This is a genomic window from Candidatus Melainabacteria bacterium (genome assembly GCA_003963305.1).
Classification (GTDB): Bacteria; Cyanobacteriota; Vampirovibrionia; order Obscuribacterales; family Obscuribacteraceae; genus PALSA-1081.
On sequence record RXJR01000021.1, the window covers coordinates 203,389 to 219,246 of the forward strand.

Consider the following 15,858-nt stretch of genomic DNA (forward strand, 5'->3'; position numbering starts at 1 on the left):
GCGGGACCAGCCCGAAATGCTTTCTATGGTCCGTATAAATTGCGGAAATAAAAGTGGTTGGAGAGACTGTCAACCGTCTGACGCACCATATTAGGTGCTACAGCCTGCTCTCGCAGTGTGCCGGAATTACCGTCGCGCCAGATTTTATGCGCTCCGTTTGAATCGAACTCAACACCTACCTCAGGCACGTTGGGGTTGATGTAATCAAACTTGCGCACGCTCAACATCTGATTTCGATCATTGGAAACATACTCTGTAGTTCCCTCATAGACGTTGACGCTCGAGCCGATTACGGCACGCGGACCAATGGCGCCGGGCTGATCCGCTTTATAGTGATCGATGCGACTGTGCATCAAACCGTAGTTGTCTTTCGAATAACTGATTTGATACTGTCCGGCGTAAATCATCTGTTTGTCGCCCCAGTAATACTCGAGGACGTTGATCGGATTACCTTCTTTATTGACACCAACCGCGAACACATTTCCTTTCTGCTCAGGACCGGGTCTCAAGTTGCGATTGCCGTACTCCGCTCTGGGCTGGCTCATGTCGCTGTCACCCATGAGCATCCAGTGATCGATTTTTGCAAGCGCTTGTGGTGCCACTTCAACTAATGGAAGTTGACCTGGCAATACATTCTCTTTCGCTCTGCTGTTGTATGTTCTAGTGAACATCTCCCACAAGACCCGCGGACCGCCGCCCATGGAACTGATCACTGCACCGGTCATGCGCGCATCCGGACCGATGCCACCTGGATACTCGGGAGCAGGGCGAGAAGGATCGCCGCGCAAAACCGGAACATCGGGTCGACGAAGCTCAGGTTGTGTTTGAAGTCGAGGCTGTGTTTGAAGTTGAGGCAGAGTCTGAACTTGAGGCCCGAACTGCCGTTGCGGCGCAAATTGGCCGGTCTGATTGTGACCGGTAATTTCAGTAAATGGTCGAACCCCTTTCGTCCCGTCAAAGGCACCAAAATTGGTACTATGAAACTGCGAATTTTGAGTTGCCGATCCTGGCGCCCCGACATTGTCAAAAGCCGCTGCCGACTGATTGGCTGCAGCTTGCCGTCGCTGCTCTGCAAGTCTGTCGGACGGGCTGGGTGCTGACGCAATCTGATCTATGAACTTGTAAGAAAGTTCTTCTTGCAGCCTAGTCCATTGTGATTGTTTTTGGTCGTGGCTTCCGAAACCATCGGAAGGACCACGCCAAGCAGGATCGCCCATGAGCGGTACCTAGATTTGCGGGGGAAGAGATTATGTCGCTGAAGTCGACACCATAGTATGACCGCGCTAGCGATTTCACAATCGTGTTTCCACGCATAAGAGCGGCCATTTTCTGGCAAATCAGACCAGGCCGCTTAAAAGAAGAACTGGTGGCACCTGGAAAAAAAATGCTGGACACATTAATTGCCTGGTACTATACTTACGTATGTGCCTTGAGGAGATTTTATGTCTGACTTTGATGGAAACGCTGTCCTGGCCGGTCTGCCGCCCAGACAGAGGGATGTTGTCCACCACATTATTAACCTCACAGAAGAACACGGTTATCCACCAACTCTGGCGGAGCTTGCAGCGGCATTAGGGTTAAAAAATCGGATGACTGTGCACCAGCACGTCGCCGCCTTGAAGAAAAAGGGACTTGTTCACTGGGAGCCAGGACTGAACCGTTCGTTAAAAGTGGTTGGTGAAGCGCAACAATTTCTACAGAAAGAGCGTTCCTCCCATTCCAGCTCCCGCTCGAACTCAAGCTCAGTTATCGACCTGGACTCCAAACGTCCGGCCGGTCTACCTCTGGCTGGCACGATCGCTGCCGGTCGACCAATCGATGCAGTGCAGTCAGACGAATATCTGGAAATCGACCAGAAATATAGTGATGACGGCTGTTACGCGCTGAAAGTCAAAGGCGATTCAATGATTGAAGACGGCATATACGACGGTGATTACGTCATCATCAAACCAAATCCATCCCCGCGAAATGGCGAAGTTGTAGTCGCTTTGCTGGAAGATGGATCTGCCACGTTGAAGCGCTTCTTCAAAGAAAAGAATGGCTATCGATTACAACCAGCCAATAGCGAGATGGAACCAATTTTTGTTGATTCGGCAAGCGAGCTGCAAATACAGGGAAGCGTCGTCGGGCTCTTCAGAAAACTTTAGTTCAAAGAAAACTGCTAAGTCGAGGCGATCCTAGAGGATGTTTTGACCTAAAGCTGACAGAATCAGCCCTGTGGCCAGATCAGCCGTCTTATTGCGGGTGTCTTTGGCTGGATTCAGCTCAACGATGTCGATTGAACGAATCAAACCAGTTTCAGCAAGCAATTCCAGGGCCAGATGACTTTCTCTGTAACTCAAGCCGCCGCTCGAAGGAGTGCTTACGCCAGGGGCGACTTGCGGGTCGATAGCGTCAATATCAAACGATACGTGCAAGCCGGCAATGTCGTTTCCGACTGCACTCAGAGCTAAGTCTGTTACTTTGCCCAGACCGAGGTGATCGATGTCGCGCATCGTAAACGCTGTGACACCAGTTTTGGTGATAATTTCGCGCTCCGGTGCGTCAATAGCGCGAATTCCTACGAGTACGGACTTATCACTTTCTACCTTGGGCGAAAAACCACACAAATTGACGAGACGAGGGTCACCCTGTCCAAGTGACACCGCAAAAGGCATACCGTGGACATTGCCACTGTCACTGGTGTCAGGCGTGTTAATGTCACCATGAGCATCAAACCAGATCAGACCGAATTTCTGGTTCGATTTACGGAAGTGATTGGAAACACCGGCAATACTACCGATAGCTAAGCTGTGGTCGCCCCCGATTGTTATCGGAATAGTTCCGGCTACTAGAGCCTCTTCAACCGCATCGGCCACAGCTTGACTGACTTCAGCGATCTCAGGCACACACTTGGCAGTGCTGTTTTTGTCCCACCAGCAAACTGAATGGGGCACGTTGATATCAACTTCTCTGGCCACTCTGAACCCGATTTTTTCAATCTTTGCAGCGACATCGGCGACCTTCATGGCAGCCGGTCCCATGCTCACGCCCCTGTGAGAACCACCAAGATGGAGCGGCACATAGATCAAAGTCACGGCCGTAGCCAGATTTGGTCCACTCTGCCTATGCCTGTGAAGTTCCTTACTCGTTGTAACCGCTGGTGCAGACTTGATTTCAGGTGTCACTGTTTATTCCTTTCGTCGACTATGGTGCTACCGGTTGGTAAATCACCGACGGGCCAATCGAGAGCTCGCATTACACATTGTGTGCTTGCTTCGAATGTGAGCCTCTGTCAGATGCCTACTAGTGTATAATCTTCGGATACATTTTGTCTTTGCCAGCGCGACAGAATGCCGAAGTAAAAGAGTTTTCTGATTATTCAGACTCAAACGCTTGGCAGCATGCAACTTGGTGCAAATTCTTGACCTGGTGCTAATGGAGGTTATCGACGTGTTTCGGCCACTCATCAAAGTCCTTTTTCTGGGTCGGGCAGCTTTCGAAGTCGGACGTGAACGCATAGAAGATGCGCTCGACTCAGTCACCGCAAGAGCCGGCGAAGTCAAGTCGAAAGAAACTGACAGAGTCGAGGAAGCAAAAGAGAAAATCAAAGAAGTCGTTGGTGAAGTTTCGCAGCATATCTGGCAGCGCTCAGAAGTTATCGAAAACCAGATGAAGGAAAAAATCCGCCGGCAAGTTGCCGACTTCTCGCTCGGCGCCCTCGGCGACACCACCGAAATCAACGAGTTGCGTGCTGAAATCGCGACACTACGTGCTGAAATAGCTGAGTTAAAAACAACCAGAACGCCCGTCTAGTCTGGATAATGGGCACCCCAAGACCTGCAGAATTACCCAACTCAGACCAATGAAAGTGTAGTGGCAACTGAGATCCGCGCCCAAGTCCCGTACATGACCGACAGCACTCCACCAGAACTGAACCCAGAACTGGAATCGGCTGTGCCGCTTTCACCGCTCGTGCTGGACAGCTCGACTAACCTTACTGCAGCAAAATCAACCGACTCCAAAAACAAATTTTCCACGTCGTCGAGCGGTGGGCTGCAGTACGATTCGAGCCTCGCTGACGCCTCCGTGAGATTTCGCAATCTCGTCACGGACAAGCGCTTCTGGAAGATGGCGAAAACGCTTGCAAGCTTCAGCTTCGAAGCCTTCTCAGACCGCATCAAACCCAAATTCAGCAAGTCTGAATTGAAGCGGCGGCGGGCTGTCAGATTGAGAGAAGCCCTGGTAGAACTGGGTCCAACCTTCGTTAAATTAGGTCAGTTTTTATCAGTTCGCCGCGACTGCTTGCCACTCGAAATTGCCGATGAACTCTCGCTCCTTCAAGACAAGGTGCCGCCATTTCCTATCGATCTGGTGCGCAGCACAATAGAAAGCGATCTGGGAGCGTCGCCGGAACAGGTTTTCGTCAGCTTCGATCCTCAACCAATCGCTTCGGCGAGCATCGGACAGGTGCATCGCGCCACTTTAAAAGATGGGCATTCGGTGGTCGTCAAAGTTCAACGCCCCGATCTTTCTCAACTCTTCTACAAAGACCTCGGTTATATGCGCCGCCTGGCCAGATGGGGACTTTTGATCCGCCCTCAAGGTCAGTGGGATTCATGGCTTGCATTATCAGACGAATTTGGCAAAACGCTCTTCCAGGAAATCAATTACATCCAGGAAGGAAGAAACGCCGACCGCATCAGACATGTCTTGCGCAACCATCAGTCGATGATTGTGCCGAGGGTGTTCTGGAAGTTTACGGGTCGGCGAGTACTTACCCTGGAATATCTTCCCGGCACCAAAATCGACAAAGTCGCTGAGCTTGAACAGAAAGGGATCAACCTGGGCAAACTTGGCAACGAGCTAGTCAATGGATATCTCGAGCAAGTCTTGATGCATGGATTTTTCCACGCTGACCCACATGCAGGAAATCTCTCGGTAAACGATGAGGGCAAAGTCATCATTTATGACTTCGGCATGATGGGCGAAATAAGTGAAGCTCAAAGAGAAGCAATCACCGGGTGCATCGCAGCGGTGATAAAACGAGACACCCCCGAACTGATAAAGCATCTGACCGCCCTGGGCATCATCAAACCAGAGGCTAAGAGCGGTCCAGTGACAAGAGCTCTGGAACCGTTTCTCGAATACTATTCAGGCAAAGAGCTTCGCGATCTTGACTTCAGTGCGATCGAACACGATATCGATCAGATAGCTACTGATAAAGCCCTGACAATGCCACCAAATCTCGCCTACCTGCTGCGCTCAGGTACGACAATTGAAGGCATAGCCCGTACTTTGCGCCCTAATTTCAGCTTCGTCGAAGCGGCTAAGCCTGCTTTGAAGAAGTGGATTCTCAGCCGTCCGGCCAATGCCGCAACTTTGCTGAAAGTTATTTTCAATATCTCGGATGACAAGCTGCTCAAGCTAACTGCCGGAAAAAATAAAAACGGTGCTCGCGCCGAGGCAGAAGAAGTTAAATTTGCTGCAGCGAATCTTCAAGAAGTTAGTGATTTGAAGGCTAAAGTTTACTTACTGGAAACGCAAATAAAAGCGCAGGAGCATAAAACACGGCAGCTGATCAGCTTTTCCCTCTGGCTCTTGGCGTTTCCGCTGATCATTGCGACTTTTGCCAATATTCCAGAATATAGGAGTTATGCCAACTATTTTTTGATTGGAAATGGTGTAATGGGGGCAATAATAATGTGGCATTTGGTAGCACCGGAAAGCTTGGTAAGACGCTCCAAGAATTCCGGTCAATCAAGGGGGCAACGGAGATAAACGATGCTGAAATGGCGTGCGGCTGCACGGACTGATGCGGGTTGCCAGCGTCAGAGGAACGAAGATAATTACTACGTAAGCCCAGATAATCGGGTTTTTGCGGTTGCTGACGGTATGGGCGGCGCGGTTGGTGGCGCGAAGGCAAGCAAGCTTGCTGTCGAAGCCATTGAAAAGCGCTGGAAAGAGACGCCACCGCCTTCTTCTGATCGCGAATCCATTCAAAAATGGTTACTTGAAACCGTCACCCAGGCCAACCAATCTGTTTGGCACGAAGCCGAGGAAGACTCGACTGTAAGGGGTATGGGAACCACCGTGGTAGTAGCGGTGCAGGGCGATGACAATTACCTCGAAATCGCGCATGTGGGCGATTCCCGAGCTTATCTATTGAGAGACGGCAAACCGACCCTCCTCACCAACGATCACTCGGTCGTACAGGAGATGGTTAGAGCCGGACGCTTGACAGAAGAGCAGGCCAGAATCAACCCTTACAAAAACTTAATCACGCGCTGCCTGGGTCATGAGGAAAAGGTCGAAGTCGATCAAACTCCTGTTGAGCTGAAGCGCGGTGATTGGATCGTTCTCTGTTCTGACGGCTTGCCGACGGTGCTTAGAGACGAGCAGATCTGCGACGTTGTCAGCACGACGCATGAACCTGATGGGGTTTGCGAAGAGCTGGTCAAACTAACGCTGGACGGCGGTGCGCCGGACAACGTTACAGTCGTTGTAGTGAACTATTTCGACGATTCTGACAACGGAAACAAGTAGAAGTTCATGTCAATGAGCGGCAAACAATGCGCACGTTGCGGTGGGGCGATCGACCCTGATGGCAGGTGCACCGTTTGCGGCATCACGCAACCGGTGGGCGTCGGTTCGAATCCTGGTCAGGGACCGGGCAACGATTTGAACGGCGCTCAGGGTCAGAGTCAAGGTGGCGCTGAACTCTACGGGATGCAAGGAGGCGGCGCTCGACGCGAGTCGAAACAGTCGCGACCAGCATTCTTGTTCAATAAACTGACTAATGACCGCTTTGCCCTGACTCAATCAGTCAGTAAAATCGGACGCGACCAAACCAACAATATCTCGCTCACAGCCGACCACTATATATCTCGCCACCACGCCTGGGTGCTGCAAATGCAGGGCGGTTTCTGGGTGGAGGACCTGGGCAGTACCAACGGTACGCTTCTAAACGGTGAGATTCTTACCGAGCGTAGACAAATTTTCCCAGGCGATCGAATTACATTCGGCAAAACCGAAATGATCTTCGTACTGGAATAGCAATGACTGGCGATTTTGGTCGGTACAAAATTCTCGCTGAAATTGGGCGAGGAGGAATGGGCATCGTCTACCAGGCGCTCGATCAGCGTGACAACACGCTGGTGGCTATCAAGCAGCTGGTCATGACAAATATCGACCCGGCCAAAGAACAAGAGTTTCGCGACCGTTTCAAACGCGAGGCGGCTACGGCGTCTCGATTGAAACATCCCAACATTGTCACCGTATATGATGTCTCGACTGATTCCGGCACATATTTTTATGTCATGGAGTATCTGGAAGGACACAGCTTGAGAAAAGAGCTTGAACTCAAAGGCGGGCGCCTGACACCGCAACAATACTGGCCCATTTTTGCTCAGGTCGTGGAAGGACTGTCCTTTGCCCACAGTATGAATGTAGTGCATCGCGATGTGAAGCCAGACAACATCTTTCTGCTCAACGATGGGCGAGTAAAAATAACCGACTTCGGCATCGCTCGCTCTGCTGATGACTTTGAACAGACAAACTTGACGAAAACCGGCGTCATGATGGGCACTCTGGCTTACGTCTCGCCTGAGCAACTGCAAGACGCAAAAAACGTCGATCATCGCGCCGACATTTTTTCTCTCGGTGTTGTCAGTTACGAGTCATTGTCAGGAGTGGTACCATTCACCGGCGATGGTATCGCCCAGACAATCGTCAAAATCGTTTCACAAGAAGAAAAGCCGCTCCACATCTTGATTCCATACATCAATCTGGAAACCTCCGCAGCGGTGACAAAAGCACTGCGAAAGCGAGCAAGAGAAAGATTTCGTTCGGTTAAAGAATTCGCCAGGGACTTTCAAAAATCACTTGGCGATCAAGCCGCTGACATTTCCTCGATCGCACCGGTCTCAATGCCGGCACCCGGCTCAGGAGGCGGACATAACACTGACCCGGGCGGGTACCAGCTGCCTGAAAGCATTCGTCAGTTGCGTAATCAGAGTGCTCAAACAGATCACAATACTCCCACTGATTTCGGTCAAAGAACCAACTATGTCGGTGAAATTGACACAGCCCAAACGATTGCACCAACATCTGCTCTCAATTTCAAGGCTCCGGAAATTTCGCTCAAAAGCCGCGCTGCACCAGCTCCGCAAGAATCGCGGCCAAGCAAACCAATCCACATTTTTGATACTCATGGCAAGAACCAGGCCAAACTCGTAGAACCGTCTGTGGTTTGCTACAGATCTGGACGTGTCATCGTCGGCGATACCGCAACTCGTAAAGTGCACGTCTATTCATTCGAAGGACGCTGGGTTGGAGACCTGGTCGTCACAGATACCGACACTAAAACACGTGGCGGCTCTCTCACCAAACCTAGTGGCATAGCGATCGACTTGAAGGGGCGAGTATATGTCGTCGACAGCAGCGATCCATACGTGCGTGTATTCGACAGCAAGGGCGTATTCGTCAAAGAATTTTGCAACATTCAGGGCAAAGAGGGCGGATTACAAGGGATTGCCGTAGACTCGACCGGTCTGATTTATCTTTCAGATATAACCAACGCTTGCATTCAGGTTTTTCAATCTGAACTGGGTCTGTGGATGCGCAAAATCGATTGTAAAGGCAAAACCGAGTCCGATTTGCAACTGCCGTCAGGCATCGCCATTGATCGCGCCAACCAACTGTACTGTGCTGACTACGGTGCCTCCCGGATTTTCGTATTCAATAAGTCAGGCAGCTTGCTGCGCTCATTTGGCAGCAAAGGCAACGGGCCAGGCCAGTTCAACGTTCCAAGAAGCGTCGCCGTCGATAAAAACGATAAAATTTATGTGCTTGATTCACTTAATCATCGCATTCAAGTCTTTGGCCCGACCGGGAATTTGTTCTATATTTTTGGCGGCAGAGGAAGCGAGCCAGGTAAATTCATCGGACCGTCAGATATAAGCATCGACCCCGAAAATAGCTTTCTCTACGTGGCAGACAAGGGTAACCAGCGCATCCAAGTGTTTGAGCTTTCACAAAATTGAAACAGACTGCACAGCCAAACGGCAAGTTAGTGCTTGCCTCTACATCGCCACGCCGAAAAGACTTACTGACGGCGCTCGGATTGACCTTTCAAGTGCTGCCGAGCACCATCGACGAGATTATGGATCCAGCATTGGCGCCCGAGGAACTGGTGCTAAATTTAGCTCAGCAAAAAACTGCTGATGTTTTCAAAAGCCTTTCAGCTAAGTCGAGAGATGAGCGACTCCTTGTTTTGGGCGCAGATACTATCGTAGTTTTAGACGGAAATTTTCTCGGAAAACCCACCGATCGAGCCGAAGCAATAGATATGCTAAAAAGACTTTCAGGGCGAGCTCACGAAGTCTACACGGGCGTCTGGCTCATTGTTCGCGAAGAGGACGGACGGGTAATCGAAAGTCATAGTTGCGAACGATCAAAAGTCTTTTTCAGGTCGCTGGATGAGCGTGAGCTGGAAGCCTATGTCGATACGGGCGAACCTATGGACAAAGCCGGCGCCTATGCTCTGCAAGGTATAGGCGCAGCCTTGATCGAAAAAATTGAGGGCTCGCATACCAACATCGTCGGCTTGCCAATACCAAATGTGGTATCACTGCTGCGCGATAGTGGATATCTGATACTTGGCTTGCCGTAACGCTATCAGCTAATTAAACCGCCTTAATCGCAGTTTAGCAAAGTGAAGAACCAGGGTTTTTAACGAGCGCGCCGATCCTATAATGTGTTAACGTCTACTATGACCGTTTGAGGGGTTACTGGAGTGCGCAGACGAGACTTCACGACAGCATTTAGCCTGACCGTCATTAGCTCATTTTTGACGTGCGGAGCAGGTTTTGCAGCGGATGCAGACCCATCATTGGACCAGATGTTCTCAGACCCCGCCGTGACTGAAAAAAAGGCAGGTGGAGCGACAGAATCCAGCTCAGTAGAGGCATCTGGCGGTGCCGGTAGTGGTCCAGCGCCACTCTGTTCTATCGACGCGTTAAAACAGAGTGCCTTGATTAAAACCGGTGGCTGGCCAGGCATTGGACCGTTCAAAGGCGACGGCAGCGAGTACGTCGACGCAGGACAAAATCGACTAAAAATCGAATCGGCAAAAGACAAAATTACTAGCGCGGAGCTGCGCTTAAACAATCAGAACAAGAATACTGCCATCTTTAATCTAGAGATGAGCGCAGACTTCTTGCTTGAATCGCTGGGAGCCAAAGAAGCACGGATTTCAGATTTTAACGGGCAGCTCGAAAAGTCAAGAGTCCAACTATTACAGAGTAGTGAGTCCAAACCCCTTAACCTTTCGGCTGGTAGTTATGTTGTTAACTTGCACCCGGAACAAGATAAAACAGCTGCAGACAAATACTCATTCGTTATAAAAGTAAGCAGCAAAGACGCCAGCTCAGATTTGCTTAAACAGCATCCGCCAGAAAGTGCAACCGACTCGACTGACACTGACACAACCCCGTCTCGCGTCGCTTCTAATCCAGACAAGCAATCTGACACGACCGAAAACGGTTGGGAAACGTCCAAGCGCACAACAACCACGACAGCGTCTAAAACGCCACGTACAACGATTGCGTCGCCACCGGGACTGAGCTTTGGCATTGAGACACCAAAAGCTACAAGAACGACAGGATCGACACCGACCAAGATTGCTACAGCCACACCCCAGAGACCTCCAGTGACAAGCCCAAATACTGCGTCTCAAGCGACTGCATCGAGTCAGCCGACAACAACGGATAGCTCAAATCCTGATGAAACCAGTACAGCACCAGCAGCTCCAACCAGTTTGAAAGATACATTCAGAGAAGTTATCTTCAACTGGCAGAAACTGAAAAAGGTAGCCGTAAGGCAAAGAGACACTTCAGAGCTTTCCACTGCGCTGTCAGGAAAAGCCCTGATACGTCAGTCTGACGCAATCAAATGGCTGCAAACAAACAAAAAATACTACGACATGAACCCGAGATCGGTTGTCGTTGATCGCTACAACGAGCTCGTAAAAGGGCAGAAGTATGCCGTTTTTGCACAGGTGAAAGAATCAAGCAAGTATATGGATGAACCGACCGGACAGGTCATCAAAGACAGCGAAGACACTTACAATGTCAACTATACAATCGAAAAATCAGGAGACAAATGGTTGATTAGCGATTCTGCAATCGTGACGCAACCTGGTAAGAACAAGACTAGATAGATTCTGTCGGCAAGCCGGCACTAGAAAGCCCACAATTGACACTGCCAAATCGCACTAGCAAACAGATTCGTAACTCCAAGTCAACTTTAGCTCTCGCTCTTGGCTGCGCTGTAGCCGCCGGGTCGTCGCTGATGGTTCTAGCAGACAAACCTATCGCAGCGCAGTCGAGTCTCACCCTGGGCACGCGGTCAACCCTTCCGGTGGCAGCTCAAGCCGCGCCCTCGACAAGTATTCAATCGACCACAGCAGACAATCAAAACGCAAATCTTCTTTCTCTTAAAGATGAACAGGGAAAAGAAGTAAAACCTTCAGCGGTGCTCTCCGTTAACAATGACCTCTTGTTTCTCACGCCCAGATGCCTGTGGATATGTCCTGACGGCATAACGAATCTGAAAAACGGATTGGAATTAGCGCTCAAAAAGATTGAGCCGCCAAAAGCGTTTGGCAATGTAAAAATTCAAGAATTCAATAATTTTGCAGCCTGCCCGGGTCGTGCGTCGATAATCGTTCTCGATAAATCAGGTGACCTCTACGAATACTCGCCTCGCTCAAATAAGTGGCAGCTATTTCGTTCCAACCTGCCATTTCTGCAAGGGCAACCAGACCCTGAATTCATAGACTTAGCCGTTGCCGGAAAGACGGTCATGTTGCTTGACCCAGAGCGCAATCAAATCTGGCAAACGCCCGGTGGTCCGGCGAAAATGAACAGATATTTGAACGACACGCTGCCCTGGAGAATCAAGCCCGGCGATACTTACGTAGGCGATGGACTGTCTATGTCCAGCGACGAAAGTTCCATATTCATAGTCAAGAAATTTGGCAATATCTTCAAATTCAGCACCGAAGTTGGTGCCCCAGGCACGCATCAGATGCCTTTCAAGTACACTCGAGTCGCAGGCATGCGACCATCCAGAATCCTCACAGGACCCGGGATGCCGCTCTTCATTACAGAGCGCGAAAACAATCGAGTCCTTGTAATTGATAAAGCCACAGGACGCGTAGCGCAATTCCTATTCGCTAAAAACAGCGACCTGCGCGGTCTCATTCCTACAAGCGACGGCTTTTGGATTCTCAATGGCGGACGATTGCAGCAACGCAAGCTGGCTCAACCAGACAGCATGAAGGTAGCATTCAAACGTCACAGCAACGATGAGCGACTCGATGGCATGATCATTCCAATTAAAGGAGTTGCCCTGCCTCGTCACGTTGGTGTCTTCCCTGGTGCCCGCAGACTATACCGATTCGGAATACATGAGGGCATGGACTTCTTCCTCGACCCGGGCAGCCGCACCAAAGTGGCGATGAATACGCAAGTGCGCGCCGCTGACGGGGGTAAAGTCTTACGCAGCGATGTCAATTTCAAAGACATGAACGCCGCACAATTCAACAAAGTCATGAACGAATGCTATCGAGAGCACCGCACCTCTGACCACAATGAAGACCTGTTCCGCGGTTGCCAGGTCTGGATAAGCCATGGCAACGGCATTGTCACCCGTTATGCCCACCTGAACAAGGTGAACCCCCAGGTCAAAAAGGATCAACAGGTGGCTCGCGGCGATTTGATTGGATTTGTCGGAGTTTCCGGCACTGGTCAGAACCTGCCAGGTAGAGCTAAATATCCGCACTTGCATTTTGAAATATGGCTGGACGGCAAGTACCTGGGCTGGGGCATGACTCCGGCGGAGACAATGGGCGTTTACGAGGATATTTTCGGAAACGGAGTAGGTGAATAGAGATGTACAAATGCACGTATTCCGAAACCATTACTCGGACTGCTGTATCGATACTAGCTGCGCTCTCTCTATCAATATGCACCGCAGCCTCCGGCATCTCCAAAACCTCGACCTATCGAACCCACAGAACTTCCCACGCAGACAAAGAACTTGTCGCGGCTTTTCCGTTTCGCAAACATAAGAATGAAAGCAAGTCGAACGAAACAAAAACTGCACAGCCAAATTCGGAGTCGAACGCTGGAACAACTTCATCTCAAAATTCAAACAGTACAACAGAAACTGATTCAAAAATAAATTCCGCAGCAAACCAACCAGCGGAAGCAAACGGTGAAAAACCAGAATCCAAGCCAGGCGAAGTTGTACCGGGCAAAGCAGAACCCACTTCTCCGGGAGAAAAGACAAGCGCAGAATCTGATCAGTCTAAGAACACAGACAAATCAAATTCCAAAGATCAAGAAGACAAAAAATCCACAGAAAAGACGAAAAAGAAAAAAAAGGATAAGGATAAGGAAGACGGAAAGGACATAGAAAAGAACAAAGAAAAGAACAAAGACAAGAACAGAAAAGACGATGTAAAAGACCAGGAAAAACCCACAGAAGAAGTTCCAGATCAGAAAAAAAAGAAGGAAAAAAACAAAGACAAAAACGATAAACAGTCGAATAAAAATCAGAAACAAGATAAGAACATTGGAGAAAAGAACGAGTCCGGCAGCAACGACGCCGCCTCCGTTCAAGCAAGATCAAAAGACGACGAAAAAGCCGCAAACAAGGCAAAAGAAGCGAAAGAAGCCGCCGACAGAGAATTAGCAAAAGCCGCAAACAAGGCTGAAAAGAAAAAGCAGAAAGAAGCCAAAGCACAAAGCGAAGCCAGGGCACAGAGCGAAGCCAAGGCACAGAGCGAAGCCAAAGCTCAGAGCGAAGCCAAAGCTCAGAGCGAAGCCAAAGCTCAGAGCGAAGCCAAAGCACAGAGCGAAGCCAAAGCACAGAGCGAAGCCAGGGCTCAGAGCGAAGCTACGGCACAAGGCGAAGCCAAAGCAAAGGGCGACAAAAAAGACAGCACAGAAAAAAAATCAAACGACGAAAAGAACCAGCCGCCGGCGAAATCGAAGGCATCAGAGATCGAAACGGTTCCGGCGCGCACTACACAGGGGGACTACAAGCCAGATAGCGCACTGATCAGCTTGTTGAAGGATCTGGCACGAGCCCTTAATGACCCGACGGAACAGGCAAAGCTAGAAGACGAGAACCAGAAATTTGTTCTTAAACTGGCAGTCGATGTTTTAAATAAGGCAATTGACAGCCGCACTGATGCAAATCGAATCGTGGATAAAAACTCAATTTCGCGAAGTTCGATGAGCGCTGAAGCCTGGTCATCTGGCGATGTGAAGGTGTCAAACGAGTGTCGGGGTTCGCTTGCCGCGGTCTGGGCCAAGAAGGAGAATGGACTGCTCAACGTCACCATAGCTGGTTTCTGCAAAGACAAAGTGGCACCTTGTGGGAAAAACGCCGGTGAATATGTAGTTGTCGTTTCAGCGCACTCATCCATCCAAAAAGGTTTCGACATCCAAAGCCAGTCTGACGTCGATTTCTGGCTCGCCAAGCTAGTCTCAGTCAACGTAGACTCGTCATGCTGCAATACGCCACCAGATCAGAACAAGAGCTCCGACGCCGGGGACACAAGGGAGTTGAGCAAGCATTCTACAGTTGTTCTGCAGGCAATAATGACTGAACGTGAGCGTCTGTTCAATAACCCGACAGCGTCGGCGCTAACACCCGTCACAAGCCAGACTAACCTTGCGGAAGCACGAAAGGATAAGAATCAAACTGCAATAGCGGATGCAAGCGCCGCAGAAAAGCAGGAGGAGCGGAAGAACAAAGAAGTTTCAGCCCAGCAAGAGCCAGACCAGGTGCAGAAAGCAAAGACGGACAAGAAAGCAGAGAGAGAAAAACAACGTCTGCAGGATGAGCGGCAGAAACAGCTCGAAGCCGAAACCAAGCAAAAACAAAAGGAAGAAGAACGCCGACTGGAGGCGGAAAGCAAACGCAGATACGAGGAAGAAGAACGTCGCGCCGAGGCTGAAACCAAACGAAAAATGGAAGAAGAAGCTCGGCTTGCGGAATCAGAAGAGAGACAAAAAAAAGAAGAGAAAATTCGTCTGGCTCAAGCCGAGAAGATGCGTAAAGCTAATGAAAAGCTGCAAAAGGCGAACGGAAAACAACAAAAATCAGATGAAAAGCTGCTCAAGGCTGACGACAAAGATAATAGAAACGCGCCCATGAGCCGAGATGATGCGATTCTGGCTGAGGCAGCACGCCAGGTCGAACTCGAGCAGCAACAGGGAATACTCAACCTTGATCCATCCGGCCAAGTGTCGGGCGAGCAAATGTCGCGCGCCGATGCAATTCTGGCTGAGGCCGCCAGACAGGCGGAAGCGGAGAGACGAGAAGCTGCCGACATGCGCATGCCTTACGGTAATTCCAGTCCTGAAAACAATGCCATTGCGCCGTCAGTTGAGATTGACAATGAGCCAACCGCTCTTCGTCCGACGCCCAGAATCTCCGATCTTATTGGCTACCCGGATCTTTCCGATAAACTGGCATTGTCCATAGCAACACCCACGGCGCCGGGCGTTCCGTCAACATCGGCGACCATCGCAGTTCTTGATGAAACACAGAAAGAGAATCCCAGCCCACATAACGCGATGGATTACCCAACTCCCCCGCTGGAGACGCAAAAGCTTTCCACAACCAATTTGATCGCTGAAAGAGAAGCGGCGAAAGGCTGGGACAGTCCGGGTTTGCCTGCCGACGTGAAGGAGCCGGGCAACGGTTCCCGTATGGTTCTGCCGCAAAAAGCCATAGCTGGTCAACACATCACAGCATCGGTACTGGACGCGAACCGTACTGGTGAAAGCGGCATAGAGC

At 50.3% G+C, this 15,858-nt stretch carries 12 protein-coding genes; 10 read left to right on the forward strand and 2 right to left on the reverse strand.

Annotation, left to right across the window (positions count from 1 at the left end):
• Window positions 1–23: 23 nt before the first annotated feature.
• A complete protein-coding gene (locus tag EKK48_20825) occupies window positions 24–1,217 on the reverse strand; it encodes a hypothetical protein (protein RTL38878.1) in 1,194 nt (397 codons plus the stop codon).
• 225 nt (window positions 1,218–1,442) lie between these two features.
• Here EKK48_20825 and lexA point away from each other — a divergent pair, with 225 nt between their 5' ends.
• On the forward strand, window positions 1,443–2,147 hold the full coding sequence (lexA, locus tag EKK48_20830; protein ID RTL38879.1) for a transcriptional repressor LexA: 705 nt from the start codon (window positions 1,443–1,445) through the stop codon (window positions 2,145–2,147).
• Window positions 2,148–2,177: 30 nt separating this feature from the next.
• Here lexA and rocF read toward each other — a convergent pair whose 3' ends face one another.
• A complete protein-coding gene (rocF, locus tag EKK48_20835; GenBank protein ID RTL38880.1) occupies window positions 2,178–3,167 on the reverse strand; it encodes an arginase in 990 nt (329 codons plus the stop codon).
• Window positions 3,168–3,432: 265 nt separating this feature from the next.
• Here rocF and EKK48_20840 point away from each other — a divergent pair, with 265 nt between their 5' ends.
• From EKK48_20840 to EKK48_20880, 9 genes are all read left to right on the forward strand, one after another.
• Window positions 3,433–3,795, forward strand: coding sequence for a hypothetical protein (locus EKK48_20840; protein ID RTL38881.1), 363 nt, complete (start codon window positions 3,433–3,435; stop codon window positions 3,793–3,795).
• A gap of 60 nt (window positions 3,796–3,855) precedes the next feature.
• Window positions 3,856–5,760: an AarF/ABC1/UbiB kinase family protein gene (locus EKK48_20845; protein RTL38882.1), complete on the forward strand. Its 1,905-nt coding sequence runs from the start codon at window positions 3,856–3,858 to the stop codon at window positions 5,758–5,760.
• 3 nt (window positions 5,761–5,763) lie between these two features.
• The gene (locus EKK48_20850) at window positions 5,764–6,525 is read left to right on the forward strand and encodes a Stp1/IreP family PP2C-type Ser/Thr phosphatase (protein ID RTL38883.1); all 762 of its coding nucleotides are present in this window, start codon (window positions 5,764–5,766) and stop codon (window positions 6,523–6,525) included.
• A 6-nt stretch (window positions 6,526–6,531) separates the two neighbouring features.
• Complete coding sequence (locus EKK48_20855; protein ID RTL38884.1) at window positions 6,532–7,035, forward strand: FHA domain-containing protein; 504 nt, start codon at window positions 6,532–6,534, stop codon at window positions 7,033–7,035.
• Between the two features lie 2 nt (window positions 7,036–7,037).
• Window positions 7,038–9,023, forward strand: a complete 1,986-nt coding sequence (locus EKK48_20860) for a 6-bladed beta-propeller (GenBank protein RTL38885.1) — start codon at window positions 7,038–7,040, stop codon at window positions 9,021–9,023.
• Window positions 9,020–9,652, forward strand: a complete 633-nt coding sequence (locus EKK48_20865) for a septum formation inhibitor Maf (GenBank protein RTL38886.1) — start codon at window positions 9,020–9,022, stop codon at window positions 9,650–9,652. Before EKK48_20860 ends, EKK48_20865 begins: the two co-directional genes overlap by 4 nt.
• A gap of 123 nt (window positions 9,653–9,775) precedes the next feature.
• The gene (locus EKK48_20870) at window positions 9,776–11,200 is read left to right on the forward strand and encodes a DUF4101 domain-containing protein (protein RTL38887.1); all 1,425 of its coding nucleotides are present in this window, start codon (window positions 9,776–9,778) and stop codon (window positions 11,198–11,200) included.
• 35 nt (window positions 11,201–11,235) lie between these two features.
• Window positions 11,236–12,933, forward strand: a complete 1,698-nt coding sequence (locus tag EKK48_20875) for a M23 family metallopeptidase (GenBank protein ID RTL38888.1) — start codon at window positions 11,236–11,238, stop codon at window positions 12,931–12,933.
• A 2-nt stretch (window positions 12,934–12,935) separates the two neighbouring features.
• A partial coding sequence (locus EKK48_20880; protein RTL38889.1) for a hypothetical protein occupies window positions 12,936–15,858 on the forward strand: 2,923 nt, incomplete at its 3' end.